The organism is Sphingomonas sp. (assembly GCF_039595165.1).
In the GTDB taxonomy this organism is placed as follows: Bacteria; Pseudomonadota; Alphaproteobacteria; order Sphingomonadales; family Sphingomonadaceae; genus Sphingomonas.
Genome location: NZ_JBCNMA010000013.1, coordinates 1 through 14,583, shown reverse-complemented (window position 1 = coordinate 14,583; position 14,583 = coordinate 1). Strand labels below are relative to the sequence as shown.

The window sequence follows — 14,583 nt, the reverse complement described above, 5'->3', positions numbered from 1 at the left end:
TGAAAACACACTTATTCGAACGCGCCGCCGCTAGACCGCATCGTCCTGCCGCCCGCCGACATCGATCCCCAGCGTATCCAGCCGCTTGCGCAACGTATTCCGATTGATCCCTAGCGCCCGCGCCGCGCGCAGCTGGTTCTGGCCATGGCGTGCCAGCATCGCCTCGATCAGCGGGCGTTCGACCTCGCCGATGATGCGGTCGTAGAGCGTGCCGTCCTCCAGCACCTTGGGCTCCTCCACCGCGATCCGCGCCAGCCGCGCATGCACCGCCGCTTCGATCCCCTCGTCGCGCGCCGCGGGAAGCAAGGCCGCCGCCTCGCCCAGCATCGTGCGCACCGCCGCCGCGTCGATCCACTCGTCGCGGTGCAGCGCGGCCATGCGCCGCATCAGGTTCTCGAGCTCGCGGACATTGCCTGGCCAGTCATGCGCCTCGAGCGCCGCGATCGCATCGTCGCCGATCGCCTTGCGCGGCAGCCCGTCCTCGACCGCACGGTCGAGGAAATGCCGCGCGAGCAGCTTGATGTCCTGCCGGCGTTCGCGCAGCGCCGGCAGCGCGATCGGCACCACGTTGAGGCGGTAGAACAGGTCCTCGCGGAACGCCCCCGCCACCACCTGCCCCATCAGGTCCTTGTTGGTCGCCGCGACGATGCGCACGTCCGCACGGATCGCCCGCGCCCCGCCCACCGTCGTGAACTCGCCCGACTGCAGCACGCGCAGCAGCCGAGTCTGCGCCTCCATCGGCATGTCGCCGATCTCGTCGAGGAACAGCGTGCCGCCCGACGCCTGCTCGAACTTGCCCGCCACCCGCGCCGCCGCGCCGGTGAAGGCGCCCTTCTCATGCCCGAACAGCTCGGCCTCGATCAGCTCGCGCGGAATCGCCGCCATGTTGAGCGCGACGAACGGCGCGCGCCGCCGCGGCCCCAGATCGTGGATCGCCTGCGCCACCAGCTCCTTGCCGGTCCCGCTCTCCCCGCTGATCAGCACGGTGAGCTCGTTCGAGACCACCCGCGCGATGACCCGGTACACGTCCTGCATCGCCGGCGAGCGCCCGATCAGCGACAGCGCATGATCCTCCGCGGCGGGGAGGTCGTCGACCAGCCGCCGCCCGCGCGCCAGCGCGCTCCCGACAGCGGTGGTCAGCGCGTCGAGGTCGAACGGCTTGGGCAGGTAATCGAACGCCCCCGCCTCGGTCGCGCGCACCGCGGTCGCCAGCGTGTTCTGCGCCGACAGCACGATCACCGGCAGGTCGGGATATTCCCCTGTCAGCGTCGCGACGAAGTCGAGCCCGTTGCCGTCGGGCAGCACCACGTCGGTCACCACCACGTCGGGGATGGCACCGCGCATTTCCCGCTTGAGCTCGCCCAGCGAGGCCGCGGCGGTCACGCGATGCCCGGCCCGGCGCAGCGCCTGGGTCACGACGGTGCGGATCGCGGCGTCGTCGTCGCAGATCAGGACGGAGCCGGTCACGCTCATGCGTCTTGCCGCGTTCGAAACGCGATCCGCGCCAGCACGTAGATGCCGACTCCGATCCAGATCACGTTGAGCGCCGCCGAGGGCAGTGCCCCGCGGACATAGGTGTTGACCAGCATCCCCGCCGCACCCGCGACGTTGAGCAGCTGATAGATCACGCTGTCGCCGTCGAGCCGCTTGGTCGAGACGAGGCCATAGGCCGCCAGCACCAGCACCGCGCCGGCCCAGCCGACGATATCGACCCAGTCGAGCATCACCCGTCCGCCCTCGGCAAGTTGACGCGGAACACCGTCATCTCGGGATCGCCCGCCCGCGCATATTCGACCACCCCGCCCATGTCGCGCACCAGCTTCTCGACCAGCGGAAGGCCCAGCCCCTTGCCCTCGGGCTTGCCCGACACGAAGGGCTCGAACAAATGGCTGGCGATGTCGGCCGGCGCGCCCGGCCCGTTGTCGCTGACCGAGAATTCGATCGGCAGCCAGCGCCGCGGCTGGTCGGGCGCCGGCCGCATCGCGACGCCATGGCGATACTGAGTCGCCAGCACGATCCGCGGCTCGGGCGTGTCCTTGAGGGCCTCGGCGGCGTTCTTGAGCAAGTTCATCGCCACCTGCTGGAACGCGTCCTTGTCCATCATCACCGGCGGCAGCGAGGGATCGAAGCGCTCCTCGATCACGATCCCGCGCGCAAACCCGGCCAGTGCAACGCGCCGCGCATGGTCGAGCAACGGATAGATGTTGTGCGGCGCCAGCTTGGGCGGGCGCGTGTCGGTGAAGTCCTGCATCCGGTCGATCAGCGCGGCGATGCGGTCGACCTCGGTGGTGATCAGCTGGGTGAGCTCGGCGCGCCCTTCGCCGCCGTCATCGGCCAGCAGCTGCGCCGCACCGCGGATGCCCGACAACGGGTTCTTGATCTCGTGCGCCAGCATCGCCGCCGCACCCACCGCGGCGCGCGCGCCGGCACTGCGGTCGGCGCCCACCGACAGCCGGCGCGAGGTCGGCGCCTGGTGCAAGGTCACGATGCGCCAGCCGGGATGCTCGGTGATCGGCTGCTCGACGAAATCGACGCGGATGCGCGGCGACCGGGTCGGCTCGATCTCGACGTCGAAGGCCGCGAAGCCGTGCCCGTCGCGCCGCCCCAGATAGCCTTCGGGCGGCGTCACGATGCGATCGAGCCGCTGTCCCAGCATCGCCTTTTCGCTATGATTGAGCAGATGCTCGCACGCCATGTTGGCGCGCACCACCCGGTCCTGCGGATCGAGCACCAGCGCGGCCACCGGCAGGCCGCCGAAAATCTCGGTCAGGTCGGGCTCGCCGGCTTGCGGCGGCGGCCTCAGGCCGCTTCTTGGCGGGGCCATAGCTCGTGCAGCGGCTTTCCGCGGAACTGGCCATAGAACTCGTCGAGCATCGCCAGCACCGTCGCCGCCTTGGCTTCCTGGTTCACCTTGTTGCGGAACTCCGCCGAACCGTGGAGCCCCTTGGTGTACCAACCGATGTGCTTGCGCATGAGGTTGACGCCGGTCATCTCGCCATAATGGTCGAGCATCGTGGCGTAATGCTCTGCGATCAGGGCATATTGCTCGTCGATGCTCGGGTCCGGCCGTTCCCCCTGCCCGCTCAGCGAGTCCATTACCTGGCGCAGCAGCCACGGCCTGCCATACGCACCGCGCCCGATCATCACACCGTCGGCGCCCGACTGCTCGAGCGCCGTGCGCGCATCCTCGGGCGAACAGATGTCGCCGTTGACGATCACCGGGATCGACACCGCATCCTTGACCTTGCGGACGAACGCCCAGTCGGCGCTGCCCTTGTACATCTGGTTGCGGGTGCGCCCGTGCACCGTGATCATCTTGGCGCCGATATCCTCGGCGACGCGCGCCAACTCGGGCGCGTTGAGGCTGTCATGGCACCAGCCCATGCGCATCTTGACGGTCACCGGCACCTTCACGGCCTTGACGCACGCCTCGATCAGCTGCGCGGCCAGCTCCGGCACGCGCATCAGCGCCGACCCGGCATCGCCATTGGTCACCTTGCGCACCGGGCAGCCCATGTTGATGTCGATGATCGCCGCCCCGCGATCCTCGTTGAGCTTCGCCGCCTCGCCCATCTCATAGGGCGTGCAGCCGACCAGCTGCATCGACACCGGCTCCTCGATCGGGTCCCATGCCGCCTTCTGGATCGACTGGCGCGTCTCGCGGATCGCCGCCTGGCTCGCGATCATCTCCGTGACGTTGAGCCCCGAGCCGTAGCGGCGCACGAGCCGGCGGAACGGCAGGTCGGTGACCCCCGTCATCGGCGCGAGCAGCACCGGCGTCTCGACCGTCACCGGGCCGATCTGGATGGGCTTGAGCATCGTCATGTGTGCCTGAAAAATAGGCAGCGGCCTCTACAGGCGCAACGGGGGAGATGCAAGGGAGGTACTATCGCCGATCTCTTCTTGCCCCTCCCGCCTGCGGGAGGCGTTGGGGAGTGTCTTCTTGTCTCCTCTCTCCATCACCCCGGGCCTTGAGCCAGTGTCCCGCTTCTTCGCCTGCGCCAGCTTGTAAGCCGTGTCGCCCACTTCTACGACTTCGGAATGAGTCCGCTCCTTCAGCTTCTGCACGACCACCATCTACCGACGGACGATTTCGGCGTTATGGGGCACGGCCTCGCGGATCATGGCCGCGATTATGTCTTCGAGATCGAAAACTGCTTCGATCCCGCGCGCGGAACCTATTTGCTCACGCTTACCCATGTCGTCGAGTTCGACCAATGCGACCGCGTTGAGTGATGACACCTGGCAGCATTCCTGGCGCGATGAACTGACCGACTATGAACGCTGGGAGGCGGCCGGGGAACCGGGCGGATATCCTTTCGGTACAAACTGGTCACTGGCCGATCCGGGTTTCGTTTTTCTCAACGACGACAAGGAGGCTGCGGTTTGGTCAGCGCGGCTGCGGCGAGATATGTTTGCCACAATGATTGAGACCGACCGCTTCAAGATGAAGCTCATCTACCACGATGCGCGGTTGGAAAGATCTCCGATGAGGCACCGACCGTGTTGAGGGTTTTTGCGCCGTTCCGTCCAAGCCAACCAAAGATCCGCTAATCCGTAGGCCTAGCAAACTTTCCTACACGCCCTCCAAACGCTACGCAGCCGGGATGCGAAACCCCGTCTCCCATCCCGTTATCCGTTCGCTCGCGGCATGCTTACGCCTTCGCGCGCGTGGCAGTGTGACTTTTGGGACTTTCCGAACCTCCGCGGCCCGCATCCAATGACAATCGCCGCCCTCATCGTCGCCGCCGGAAAGGGTGTCCGCGCCGGCGGCTCCGTCCCCAAGCAGTTCGCTATGCTCTGCGGAAAACCCATGCTCACGCATAGTGTTGCTGCGCTATCTTCCCACCCCGCGATAACCGAAGTCACCGTCGTCATCGGCGAAGGGCAGGAAGTTTACACCCGCGAAAATCTCGGTGAATCTGTCAATTTCGTCACTGGCGGCACCGAACGCCGCGACTCCGTCCGCGCCGGCCTGGAATCCCTCGCAGCCAAGGGCGTCACCCGTGTCCTCATCCACGACGCCGCCCGCCCCTTCCTCCCCGCTGCCGTGATCGACGCCCTGCTCGAAGCGCTCGACCACGCTCCGGGGGCCGTCCCCGTCCTCCCCGTCGCGGACACGCTGGCCCATGGCGACGCGACGCTCGGCAACAACGTGCCCCGTACCGGCCTCAACCGCATCCAGACGCCTCAAGCCTTCCACTTCGACGCGATCCTCGCCGCCCACCGCGTGTGGCCGGAACATGAAGAGGCCACCGACGACGCTCAGATGCTCCGCCGCGCGGGCCATGACGTCATGCTGGTCCCGGGAGACCCCATGCTCGAAAAGATCACCCACCCCCAGGACTTCGCCGCCGCCGAGGCCCGCCATGCTCCCCCCCTGGTCTCGCGCAGCGCCACTGGCTTCGACGTCCACCGCTTCGAAGCGGGGCAGGAGCTGTGGCTCGGCGGCATCCTGATCTCCCACGACAGGGGCCTATCGGGCCACAGCGACGCCGACGTCGCGCTCCACGCCATCACCGACGCGCTGCTCGGCACGATCGGCGCGGGCGATATCGGCATGCACTTCCCGCCGAGTGACCCCCAATGGCGCGGCGCGGCTTCGGCGCGGTTTCTCGAACACGCCGCCGCACTGGTTCGAGAACAGGGCGGGACCATCGACTTCGTCGACCTCACCCTGATCTGCGAGGCGCCCAAGATCGGCCCGCACCGCGAGGCGATCCGCGCCAGCATCGCCGCCATCTTGAGCCTCCCCGTCTCACGGGTTAGCCTCAAGGCGACCACCACCGAGCGGCTGGGCTTCACCGGCCGCGGCGAAGGCATGGCCGCCCAGGCCATCGCCACGGTCCGTGTACCGGAGTAACTCCCATGCGTATTTCCCGTCTCGCCGCCACGGCCCTGCTCTGGGCCGGCCTTGCTGCTTCGACCGCCGCCTCGGCCCAATCCGCCCGTCCGTGTCTCACCGATGGCGAGGCCGAAGCGCTGTTCCAGGTGATGCTGCCCGATGTCATCCGCGAGATGGGCCGCGCCTGCCCGCAGCAGCCGTTCCTTCGCCAGCCCAGCGCCGCATTCCTGGCGCGCATCAACGCCGGTGTGGCGCCCGCGATGCCCGCGGCGCAGGGCGGCATCCGCAAGCTGCTCGGGCCGGGCGGGGAGGCGATCGCCGACTCGCAGTTCGCGATGCCCGCGGTGCGCACGATCGTCGCGCCCGCGATCGCGCAACAGATCCAGCCCGCCGATTGTCCGGGGCTGGACAAGATCGTGTCCAATCTCGCGCCGCTGCCGCCGCGCAATCTCGCGGCGGTGTTCGCCGCGCTGCTCCAGCTCAGCCAGAATGACGAAAAGCGCGCGCCAAGGCTTCCGATATGCACTATGGCCCGCCCGCGATGATGGACACGATTCTCCCCCAGAAGCTGGTCGAGGCCGCCCGTAAGGTCGTCGATGCCAACCGCCTCGCCGGCCGCACCGTCGCGGTCGCCGAAAGCTGCACCGGCGGCCTGGTCAGCGCCGCGATCACCGAAATCCCCGGCTCGTCCGAGGTGCTGATGGCCGGATTCGTGGTCTACTCGAACAACGCCAAGATGGCCGAGCTCAAGGTCAGCCGCGACGTGCTGGAGACCTTCGGCGCGGTGTCGATCGCGACGGCGTGGAGCATGGCGCAGGGCGCGCTCGAGGAAAGCGGCGCCGATGTCGCGGTGGCGATCACCGGCATCGCCGGCCCCGGCGGCGGGAGCGACAAGAAGCCCGTCGGCCATGTCGTCTTCGCCCGTGCCGAGAAGGATGCCAACCCCGATGTGGTGGTCGCCGATACTCGCGAGTTCGGCGATCTCGGCCGCGGCGGCGTGCGGCTTCAGGCGGCGCTGTGCGCGCTCGAGCTGCTGCTCCCCGGCGAGCCCGCCGCGCCCGACGTCGAATCGCCGTAGAGCCGCGCCGCGCGTTCCTCGAACGCGTTGATCATCATCCGCAGCGCGCGGTCGAATACCTGCCCCGCCAGCATCTCGAACACCCGGCTCTTGAAGGCGAAGTCGACGCAGAAGTCGATCAGCACCCCGCCCTGCCCGTCGGGCCGGAAGGTCCAGTCGTTGTGGAGGTGCTTGAGCGGCCCGTCGAGATAGTCGACCCGGATATGCTCCGGCCGCTGCTTCTCGACCCGGCTGCTGAACGTCTCGCGCAGCCCCTTGAAGCCGACGATCAGGTCCGCGACCATCTCGGTCTCGCTGTCCGACCGGACCCGCACCGCGCTGACCCAGGGCAGGAACTCGCCATAGCGGCCGACATCGGCGACCAGGTCGAACATCTGCTCCGGCGTATAGGGCAGCCGCCGGGTCTCGCTGTGCTTCGGCATCAGGCCGGAACCGCCGCCTTTGCCAGCTTGGCCTCTCGCGCCGCCTTCATCTTCGCGAAGTCGTCGCCGGCATGGTAGCTCGACCGCGTCAGCGGCGAGGAGGCGACCAGCAGAAAGCCCTTGGCCCGGGCGATCGCGGCATAGGCGTCGAACGCCTGCGGGGTCACGAAATCCTGCACCTTGGCGTGGCGCGGTGTGGGCTGGAGATACTGGCCCATCGTCAGGAAATCGATGTCGGCCGAGCGCATGTCATCCATCACCTGATGGACCTCGAGCCGCTCCTCGCCCAGCCCGAGCATCACGCCCGACTTGGTGAAGATCGACGGATCGAGCTTCTTGACCGTCTCCAGCAGCCGGATCGAGGCATAATAGCGCGCACCCGGGCGAATCGTCGGATAGAGCCGCGGCACCGTCTCGAGATTGTGGTTGTAGACGTCGGGCCGCGCCGCGACGATCATCTCGATCGCCTGCTCGTGCTTGTTACGGAAGTCGGGCGTCAGAATCTCGATCGTGGTGGTAGGGCTCGCCTTGCGGATCGCCTCGATCACCTTGACGAACTGCTTCGCCCCGCCGTCGGGCAGGTCGTCCCGGTCGACCGAGGTGATCACGATATGCTCGAGCCCCATCTGCACCGCGGCGTCGGCAACGTTGTTCGGCTCCATCGGATCGACGGCGCGCGGCATGCCGGTCTTGACGTTGCAGAAAGCGCAGGCACGGGTGCAGGTGTCGCCCAGGATCATCACCGTCGCGTGCTTCTTGCTCCAGCATTCGCCGATGTTCGGGCAGGCCGCTTCCTCGCACACCGTCGTCAGGCTCTTCGATCGCATCAGCGCGCGCGTCGCGGCGAATCCGGCGGAGGTCGGCGCCTTAACGCGGATCCAGTCGGGTTTGCGCTGGCGTTCTGGACGGGCTTCGGGGATCGGGGCCATTTCGCTCATGGGGCGCAGATAGCGATCCCGCCCGCGGCTTGCCAGCCCCTACCGCCTGCGTCATGGGGGACCGTATGACTCACACCCACTTCTCCGATCTCGTCGCCGGCTATCATCGCTTCCGCGCCGAGGAGTGGCCGCGCGAGCATGCGCGCTGGGCGGAACTGAGCCACGGCCAGAGTCCGAAAGTGATGGTCATCGCCTGCTCCGACAGTCGCGTCGACCCCGCGACGATCTTCGGCACACACCCGGGCGAGGTGTTCGTGGTGCGCAACATCGCCAACCTTGTGCCTCCCTTCGAGCTCGGTGGCGGCCGCCACGGCGTCAGCGCCGCACTCGAATTCGCGGTCACTCAGCTTGAAGTCGAAGAGATCGTGGTGATGGGGCATGGCGCATGCGGGGGCGTTCATGCCGCCTTCTCGCACCGCTTCGCCGGGGCCCGCCCGGGGGAAGGCGGCTTCATCGCGCACTGGGTCGATCTGCTCGACGAGGCGCGCGACCGCATCGTGAAGCAACACGGCCATGGCCCTGAAGCGATCCGCGCCCTCGAGCTCGAGACCGTTCGGGTCTCGATCGCCAATCTGCGCACCTTCCCCTGCATCCCCGAGCGAGAGGCGAAGGGGCTGCTCACGATCCACGGCGCCTATTTCGCGATCGCCGATGGCGTGCTGCACGTCATGGACGAAAACGGGCAGTTCGCACCCGCCTGACGGAACGCCTCCCCGCCTCGCCCATTGAGGATGCGAGGAGACGGATGATGGACATCAACAAGACCGACAGCGCGACCACCGATGCCGACCTGATCGAGGAAGAGGACACCTTCCCCGAGGCGCAGGGCAGCGGCGGCGGCAATCTCGCGCGCGACATGGCGTCACGGAACGAGCTCGACCGCGTCCGCGATCCTGAGGCGCGCGCCGACGTCGAGAAGCAGGACGATATCGACAACGATACCGCGGTGAAGCCGGCGCGCGGCGCCGACAGCAACTCGACCTAGGGCTTGCCTGCGGCCAGCGCGCGCCGCGCCATCTTCTCGAATTCGGGATCGATCGCGGGCGGCACCATCGGCACCTTCGCCGCGAGCTGGTCAGCGATCGCGGTAAGCGCCGCGATCCGCGCCGCCTTGCGGCTGTTGCCGTCGATCACCGTCCACGGCGCGGCCTTGGTGCTGGTCCGCGCGAACATCTCTTCGATCGCGTCGATATAGTCCGCCCGCCTCGCCCGGTTGCGATAGTCGTCGGGGCCCGTCTTCCACCGTTTCCACGGATCGTCGAGCCGCTCCGCGAGCTCCTTGTCCTGCTTCTCCTGCGTGATGTGAACGAACAGCTTCACCACCGTCGCCCCCGCGTCGATCTGCTGCGCCTCGAAATCGTTGATCTCGTCATAGCCGCGCGTCCACTCGGCCTTGCCGGCATAGCCCTCGACGCGCTCGACCAGCACGCGGCCGTACCAGCTGCGGTCGAAGATCGCGATATGGCCCTTGGCGGGCAGCTGTCGCCAGAAACGCCACAGGAAATGATGCGCGAGCTCGTTCTCGCTCGGCGCGCTGATCGGCATCACCTCGAAGAAGCGCGGGTCCCATTGCGCGGTCATGCGCTTGATGATCCCGCCCTTGCCCGCGGCGTCCCAGCCTTCGAGTACCAGGATCGCGGCGCGCTTGTGCACGATGTGCGCGACCTGGATGTGCTCCAGCCGCTCCTGCACCGCTGCGAGCGCGTCGTCATAGTCGCCGGCGAACTTGTCGCCCCTTTCGTAGTGGCTGAGGTCGATCTTCATGCGCGGCACCCTAACACCACTGAATCCGCGCTGAAATGCCCCGGATTCGCGCCTGAGCGGCCTTCGCAGCCGCCCCATCCCTGAATTATGACAATCGCATGCGCCGCGTTGGCGCATGTGTGCGGGGTCAAGTGAATATGAGTGCTCAGCGTTTGGTGATCGAGGGACGCGTGCAGCGCGTCGGGTATCGCGATTGGGCGGTGCGCACCGCGCGCCAGCTCGGCGTGATCGGATGGGTCCGCAACCTTCAGGACGGGCGAGTCGAGATCCTCGCGGACGGCGAGGACATGGCGCTCGACACCTTTGTCGACCGCTGCCGCGAAGGGCCGATGATGGCGCAGGTCGAGCGAGTCGATGCGATGCCGGCGGAAGCGGGCAATGTGAAGGGCTTCACCAAGCGCTTCACCGCCTGAGGCGCCGCGGCCTGTCCTAGTCCTCGACCAGCTTCATCAGCCGCCGCTCGACCGGGGCGAGCACCGGGCCGAGTTCGTGCCCGCGCTTGAGCACCGCGCCGGCCTCGTTGACCAGCGCCCACATGCCCTGGCGGTTGCGCAGCGCCGGGCGCTTCTCGACCCGGAACTCGGGCCGCTCGGCGGCGCGGCGGAAGGCGGCGAAGACCGCAGCGTCGCGGCCCATCTGGATGGCATAGTCCTTCCAGTGCCCGGCGGCGACCATGCGACCGTAAAGGTCGAGGATGCGCGTCAGCTCGGCGCGTTCGAACCCGACCTGGCCGGGCGCGCGCAGCGGAAACGGGGTGACGATGCCGGTCACGCGCGGTCGCGCTGCTCCTCGGCGTTGCGCCGGGTCTCACGCTCGGCGAGCAACTCGTCGACGCGCTTGCGCATCGCCTCGAGCTCGCAGCGCATGATCTCGAGCTTCTGCGTCGCAGGGTCGTAGAGCTCGCTGCACGGCGTGCCATAAGGCACGAAATCCTTCTGCCACTTGTCGGCTTCGACCAAGGTCGCCTTGGCCGGGATGCCGACCATCACCGCGCCCTCGGGCACGTCCTTGGTCACCACCGCATTGGCGCCGATGCGCGCGCGCGGGCTCACCGTGATCGGCCCCAGCACCTGCGCGCCCGAGCCGATGATCACGCCGTCCATCAGCGTGGGGTGCCGCTTGCCCGCGACGCCATTGTCGGGGCTCGTCCCGCCGAGTGTCACACACTGGTAGATGGTGACGTCATTCCCGATCTCGGCAGTCTCGCCGATCACCACGAAGCCATGATCGATGAAAAAATTGCGCCCGATCTTCGCACCCGGATGGATATCGATGCCGGTCAGCCAGCGCGAGCCGTGGTTCACGAAACGGGCGAGGAAGAACAGGTCGGCGCGATACAGCCGGTGCGCGACGCGGTGCCAGAACAGCGCCCAAACCCCTGGATAAAGCAGGATTTCCGCGCGACTCCGTGGCGCGGGATCCCGCGCGCGAATCGAATCGAGATAGGCTCCGAGACGACGGAACATGGAACAGGCCCCTTTGTCTGCGCGGCTATTTAGGCATGGAACAATGACTTTTCCAGCTTGGCGCATTTTTCCCGCTTGTCTCGTCTAAACACGATGTATCTTGTAGGGATTGAAATGCCGGGCCACACCCGGCCGCCCGCAACCAGCGCGAAAGAGGATTGATGTTCGAAGCCTTCGACTTCCAGGCATTGCTTCCTTTCCTCGCTGTCGGTTTCGCCGCGCAGATCGTCGACGGCGCGCTGGGCATGGCGTTCGGCGTGATCTCGAGCACTCTGCTGGTCAGCGTCCTCGGCGTGCCTCCGGCCACCGCGTCGGCCGGCGTCCATCTCGCCGAATGCTTCACCACCGGCGTCTCGGGCATCAGCCATGCGATCCACAAGAATGTGAACTGGAAGCTGTTCTTCCGCCTGCTCGTCCCCGGCGTGATCGGCGGCGTCACCGGCGCCTATCTGCTCACCTCGCTCGACGCTTCGGTCACGCGGCCGTTCGTGATGGCTTATCTCGCGGCGATTGGCATCTACCTGCTGTGGCGCGGGATCAGCTTCCCGACGCGCCATCACAAGGAGCCGAGGGTGGTCGAGCCGCTCGGCCTCGCCGGCGGTTTCCTCGACGCGGCGGGCGGCGGTGGCTGGGGCCCGGTGGTCACCAGCAACCTGCTGATCCAGGGCACGCAGCCGCGCTACACGATCGGCACGGTCAACAGCGTCGAGTTCTTCCTCACCCTGTCGGTGTCGATCACCTTCATCTTCCACCTCGGCCTCTCGGCATTCACCGAGGCGGTCGTCGGCCTGCTCGTCGGCGGCGTGCTGGCTGCGCCGTTCGGTGCCCTGCTCGCCAAGCGGGTGCCGACCAAGACGCTGCTGATCATGGTCGGCATCGTGCTGACGCTTACCAGCAGCTACAGCGTCTACAAAGCGCTGGTCTGATCGCCCGATCAATTCTCCGAAATTGAGTGATTGTCTCGATCAATCCGAACGAGACTTCCCATTTCACTCGCGCTGCGCCGCACCCTAGATGCGGCGTCGCACAAGCTGCACTGCATCATAACGGAGAAACCAGAACATGGCCCTCATCGGAAGCTCGCTCAAGCCGTTCACCGCGACCGCCTTCAAGGAAGGCAAGTTCGTCGAGGTCACCGACGCCGACGTGCGCGGCAAGTGGGCCGTCTTCTTCTTCTATCCGGCCGACTTCACCTTCGTCTGCCCGACCGAGCTCGAGGACCTCGCCGACGTCTACCCGACCCTCCAGAAGATGGGCGTCGAGGTGTATTCGGTGTCGACCGACACGCATTTCAGCCACAAGGCGTGGCACGACACCTCGCCCGCGATCGGCAAGATCAACTATTACATGCTGGGCGACCAGAACCACGCGCTGGCGACCAATTTCGACGTGCTGCGCGAGAGCCAGGGCCTGGCCGATCGCGGCACCTTCGTCATCGATCCCGAGGGCGTGATCCAGATCGTCGAGATCACCAGCGAGGGCGTCGGCCGCAACGCGCAGGAGCTGCTGCGCAAGATCAAGGCGGCACAGTATGTTGCGGCGCACCCCGGCGAAGTCTGCCCGGCCAAGTGGGAAGAGGGTGAAGAGACCCTCGCCCCGTCGCTCGACCTCGTCGGCAAGATCTAAGCAAGATCCCAAGCGCTCGCTCCCCTCCCCCTTAGCGGGCGCACAGGCGGCCCGGGGCGAATCTTCCCGTCGCCCCGGGCCGTTTTGTTTTCAGTTTCAGGAGTTTCCGATGCTCGACGCACATCTCAAGCAGCAGCTCGAGGGCTATCTGGTCCATATCCGCGAATCGGTGGAGCTGGTCGCCAGCCTGGGCGATGACGCCAAGTCGCACGAGCTCGAAACCCTGCTCACCGAGATCGCCGAGCTCAGCGGCAAGATCACGCTCGTCCGCGGCGACGATAAGCGCAAGCCGAGCTTCATGATCCGCCGCGCCGGGACCGACATCGGCGTGCGCTTCGCCGGCATCCCGATGGGTCACGAGTTCACCTCGCTGGTTCTCGCCCTGCTCCAGGTTGGCGGCCACCCCTCCAAAGCCGCGCAGGAGGTGATCGAGCAGGTCAAGGGGCTCGAAGGCGAGCTGCATTTCGAGACTTATTTCTCGTTGTCGTGCCAGAACTGCCCCGACGTGGTGCAGGCGCTCAACCTGATGGCGGTGCTCAACCCCAGGATCAGCCACGTCGCGATCGACGGCGCGCTGTTCAAGGACGAGGTCGACGCCCGCCGGGTGCTCGCCGTCCCCACCGTCTTCCTCAACGGCCAGCCGTTCGGCTCGGGCCGGATGGAACTCGAGCAGATCGTCGCCAGGCTCGACAGCGGTGCCGAAGCCAAGGCGGCGGAGAAGCTCGGCGCCAAGGAGCCGTTCGACGTGCTCGTGGTCGGCGGCGGCCCTGCCGGCGCGGCCGCGGCGATCTACACCGCGCGCAAGGGGCTGCGCGTCGGCGTAGCCGCCGAGCGTTTCGGCGGCCAGGTGCTCGACACGATGGGCATCGAGAACTTCATCTCGGTCCCCTATACCGAAGGTCCCAAGCTCGCCGCGCAGCTCGAAGGCCACGTCAAGGACAATGACGTCGACATCATGAACCTCCAGCGCGCCGACAAGCTCGTCCCGGCGACGCGCGAAGGTGGGCTCCACGAGGTGGTGCTGGCCAACGGCGCCAGCCTCAAGGCCAGGACGGTCATCCTCTCCACCGGCGCGCGCTGGCGCCAGATGGGCGTCCCCGGCGAGGAGGAGTATCGCAACAAGGGCGTCGCCTATTGCCCGCACTGCGACGGCCCGCTGTTCAAGGGCAAGCGCGTCGCGGTGATCGGCGGCGGCAATTCCGGGGTCGAGGCGGCGATCGACCTCGCCGGCATCGTCGCGCACGTCACGCTGATCGAATATGACAGCCAGCTCCGCGCCGACGCCGTGCTCCAGCGCAAGCTCGCCAGCCTGTCCAACGTCAAGGTCATCACGTCGGCGCTCACCACGCGCGTCAACGGTGCCGAGAAGGTGACTGGCCTCACTTACAAGGACCGCAGCTCGGGCGCGGAGCACGACATCGAGCTCGAGGGCATCTTCGTCCAG

The 14,583-nt window shown here is 67.1% G+C and carries 20 protein-coding genes; 11 read left to right on the top strand and 9 right to left on the bottom strand.

Annotated features, from left to right (window positions below):
* Positions 1-30: 30 nt before the first annotated feature.
* From ntrC to dusB, 4 genes are read right to left on the bottom strand one after another with little or no spacing between them, the layout of a single operon-like run.
* Positions 31-1,473, bottom strand: coding sequence for a nitrogen regulation protein NR(I) (gene ntrC, locus ABDV68_RS04090; RefSeq protein ID WP_343518382.1), 1,443 nt, complete (start codon positions 1,471-1,473; stop codon positions 31-33).
* Positions 1,470-1,724 (bottom strand): hypothetical protein, encoded by a 255-nt coding sequence (locus tag ABDV68_RS04085; RefSeq protein ID WP_343518381.1) that lies wholly within the window; start codon positions 1,722-1,724, stop codon positions 1,470-1,472. The genes ntrC and ABDV68_RS04085 overlap by 4 nt, the downstream gene beginning before the upstream one ends.
* Complete coding sequence (locus ABDV68_RS04080; RefSeq protein WP_343518380.1) at positions 1,724-2,824, bottom strand: ATP-binding protein; 1,101 nt, start codon at positions 2,822-2,824, stop codon at positions 1,724-1,726. Before ABDV68_RS04080 ends, ABDV68_RS04085 begins: the two co-directional genes overlap by 1 nt.
* Positions 2,800-3,825, bottom strand: a complete 1,026-nt coding sequence (gene dusB, locus ABDV68_RS04075; protein WP_343518379.1) for a tRNA dihydrouridine synthase DusB — start codon at positions 3,823-3,825, stop codon at positions 2,800-2,802. Before dusB ends, ABDV68_RS04080 begins: the two co-directional genes overlap by 25 nt.
* Before the next feature lie 216 nt (positions 3,826-4,041).
* On the opposite strand from dusB, the gene ABDV68_RS04070 reads away from it, so the two are divergent.
* The 5 genes from ABDV68_RS04070 to ABDV68_RS04050 all read left to right on the top strand — a co-directional run bounded on the left by ABDV68_RS04070 (position 4,042) and on the right by ABDV68_RS04050 (position 6,923).
* Entirely contained in the window at positions 4,042-4,236 is a 195-nt protein-coding gene (locus tag ABDV68_RS04070) for a hypothetical protein (RefSeq protein ID WP_343518378.1), read from the top strand.
* Positions 4,229-4,510: a hypothetical protein gene (locus ABDV68_RS04065; protein WP_343518377.1), complete on the top strand. Its 282-nt coding sequence runs from the start codon at positions 4,229-4,231 to the stop codon at positions 4,508-4,510. Before ABDV68_RS04070 ends, ABDV68_RS04065 begins: the two co-directional genes overlap by 8 nt.
* A gap of 210 nt (positions 4,511-4,720) precedes the next feature.
* Positions 4,721-5,863, top strand: a complete 1,143-nt coding sequence (locus ABDV68_RS04060) for a bifunctional 2-C-methyl-D-erythritol 4-phosphate cytidylyltransferase/2-C-methyl-D-erythritol 2,4-cyclodiphosphate synthase (RefSeq protein WP_343518376.1) — start codon at positions 4,721-4,723, stop codon at positions 5,861-5,863.
* 5 nt (positions 5,864-5,868) lie between these two features.
* Positions 5,869-6,390, top strand: coding sequence for a hypothetical protein (locus tag ABDV68_RS04055; RefSeq protein ID WP_343518375.1), 522 nt, complete (start codon positions 5,869-5,871; stop codon positions 6,388-6,390).
* Entirely contained in the window at positions 6,387-6,923 is a 537-nt protein-coding gene (locus ABDV68_RS04050; RefSeq protein WP_343518414.1) for a CinA family protein, read from the top strand. Before ABDV68_RS04055 ends, ABDV68_RS04050 begins: the two co-directional genes overlap by 4 nt.
* Here the strand turns inward: ABDV68_RS04050 and ABDV68_RS04045 are convergent.
* On the bottom strand, positions 6,851-7,345 hold the full coding sequence (locus ABDV68_RS04045) for a type II toxin-antitoxin system RatA family toxin (RefSeq protein WP_343518374.1): 495 nt from the start codon (positions 7,343-7,345) through the stop codon (positions 6,851-6,853). The two genes, ABDV68_RS04050 and ABDV68_RS04045, sit on opposite strands and share 73 nt — an antisense overlap.
* Positions 7,345-8,283 carry a lipoyl synthase gene (gene lipA / locus ABDV68_RS04040; protein ID WP_343518373.1) on the bottom strand — a complete coding sequence of 313 codons (939 nt, stop codon included), beginning with the start codon at positions 8,281-8,283 and terminating at the stop codon, positions 7,345-7,347. Before lipA ends, ABDV68_RS04045 begins: the two co-directional genes overlap by 1 nt.
* A gap of 65 nt (positions 8,284-8,348) precedes the next feature.
* Here lipA and ABDV68_RS04035 point away from each other — a divergent pair, with 65 nt between their 5' ends.
* A complete protein-coding gene (locus tag ABDV68_RS04035; protein ID WP_343518372.1) occupies positions 8,349-8,984 on the top strand; it encodes a carbonic anhydrase in 636 nt (211 codons plus the stop codon).
* Positions 8,985-9,031: 47 nt separating this feature from the next.
* Positions 9,032-9,268: a hypothetical protein gene (locus ABDV68_RS04030; RefSeq protein ID WP_343518371.1), complete on the top strand. Its 237-nt coding sequence runs from the start codon at positions 9,032-9,034 to the stop codon at positions 9,266-9,268.
* Here ABDV68_RS04030 and ABDV68_RS04025 read toward each other — a convergent pair.
* Positions 9,265-10,047 carry a polyphosphate kinase gene (locus ABDV68_RS04025; protein ID WP_343518370.1) on the bottom strand — a complete coding sequence of 261 codons (783 nt, stop codon included), beginning with the start codon at positions 10,045-10,047 and terminating at the stop codon, positions 9,265-9,267. The two genes, ABDV68_RS04030 and ABDV68_RS04025, sit on opposite strands and share 4 nt — an antisense overlap.
* Positions 10,048-10,184: 137 nt before the next feature.
* Here ABDV68_RS04025 and ABDV68_RS04020 point away from each other — a divergent pair, with 137 nt between their 5' ends.
* Entirely contained in the window at positions 10,185-10,460 is a 276-nt protein-coding gene (locus ABDV68_RS04020; RefSeq protein ID WP_343518369.1) for an acylphosphatase, read from the top strand.
* A gap of 16 nt (positions 10,461-10,476) precedes the next feature.
* On the opposite strand, the gene ABDV68_RS04015 is transcribed toward ABDV68_RS04020, so the two are convergent.
* On the bottom strand, positions 10,477-10,818 hold the full coding sequence (locus ABDV68_RS04015; RefSeq protein WP_343518368.1) for a DUF2794 domain-containing protein: 342 nt from the start codon (positions 10,816-10,818) through the stop codon (positions 10,477-10,479).
* Positions 10,815-11,513 carry a serine O-acetyltransferase EpsC gene (epsC, locus tag ABDV68_RS04010; protein ID WP_343518367.1) on the bottom strand — a complete coding sequence of 233 codons (699 nt, stop codon included), beginning with the start codon at positions 11,511-11,513 and terminating at the stop codon, positions 10,815-10,817. Before epsC ends, ABDV68_RS04015 begins: the two co-directional genes overlap by 4 nt.
* A gap of 161 nt (positions 11,514-11,674) precedes the next feature.
* On the opposite strand from epsC, the gene ABDV68_RS04005 reads away from it, so the two are divergent.
* The 3 genes from ABDV68_RS04005 to ahpF all read left to right on the top strand — a co-directional run.
* Complete coding sequence (locus tag ABDV68_RS04005; protein ID WP_343518366.1) at positions 11,675-12,439, top strand: sulfite exporter TauE/SafE family protein; 765 nt, start codon at positions 11,675-11,677, stop codon at positions 12,437-12,439.
* 136 nt (positions 12,440-12,575) lie between these two features.
* Positions 12,576-13,139: an alkyl hydroperoxide reductase subunit C gene (gene ahpC, locus ABDV68_RS04000; RefSeq protein WP_343518365.1), complete on the top strand. Its 564-nt coding sequence runs from the start codon at positions 12,576-12,578 to the stop codon at positions 13,137-13,139.
* Between the two features lie 109 nt (positions 13,140-13,248).
* The coding region (ahpF, locus tag ABDV68_RS03995; RefSeq protein ID WP_343518364.1) for an alkyl hydroperoxide reductase subunit F at positions 13,249-14,583 on the top strand (1,335 nt) is incomplete at its 3' end.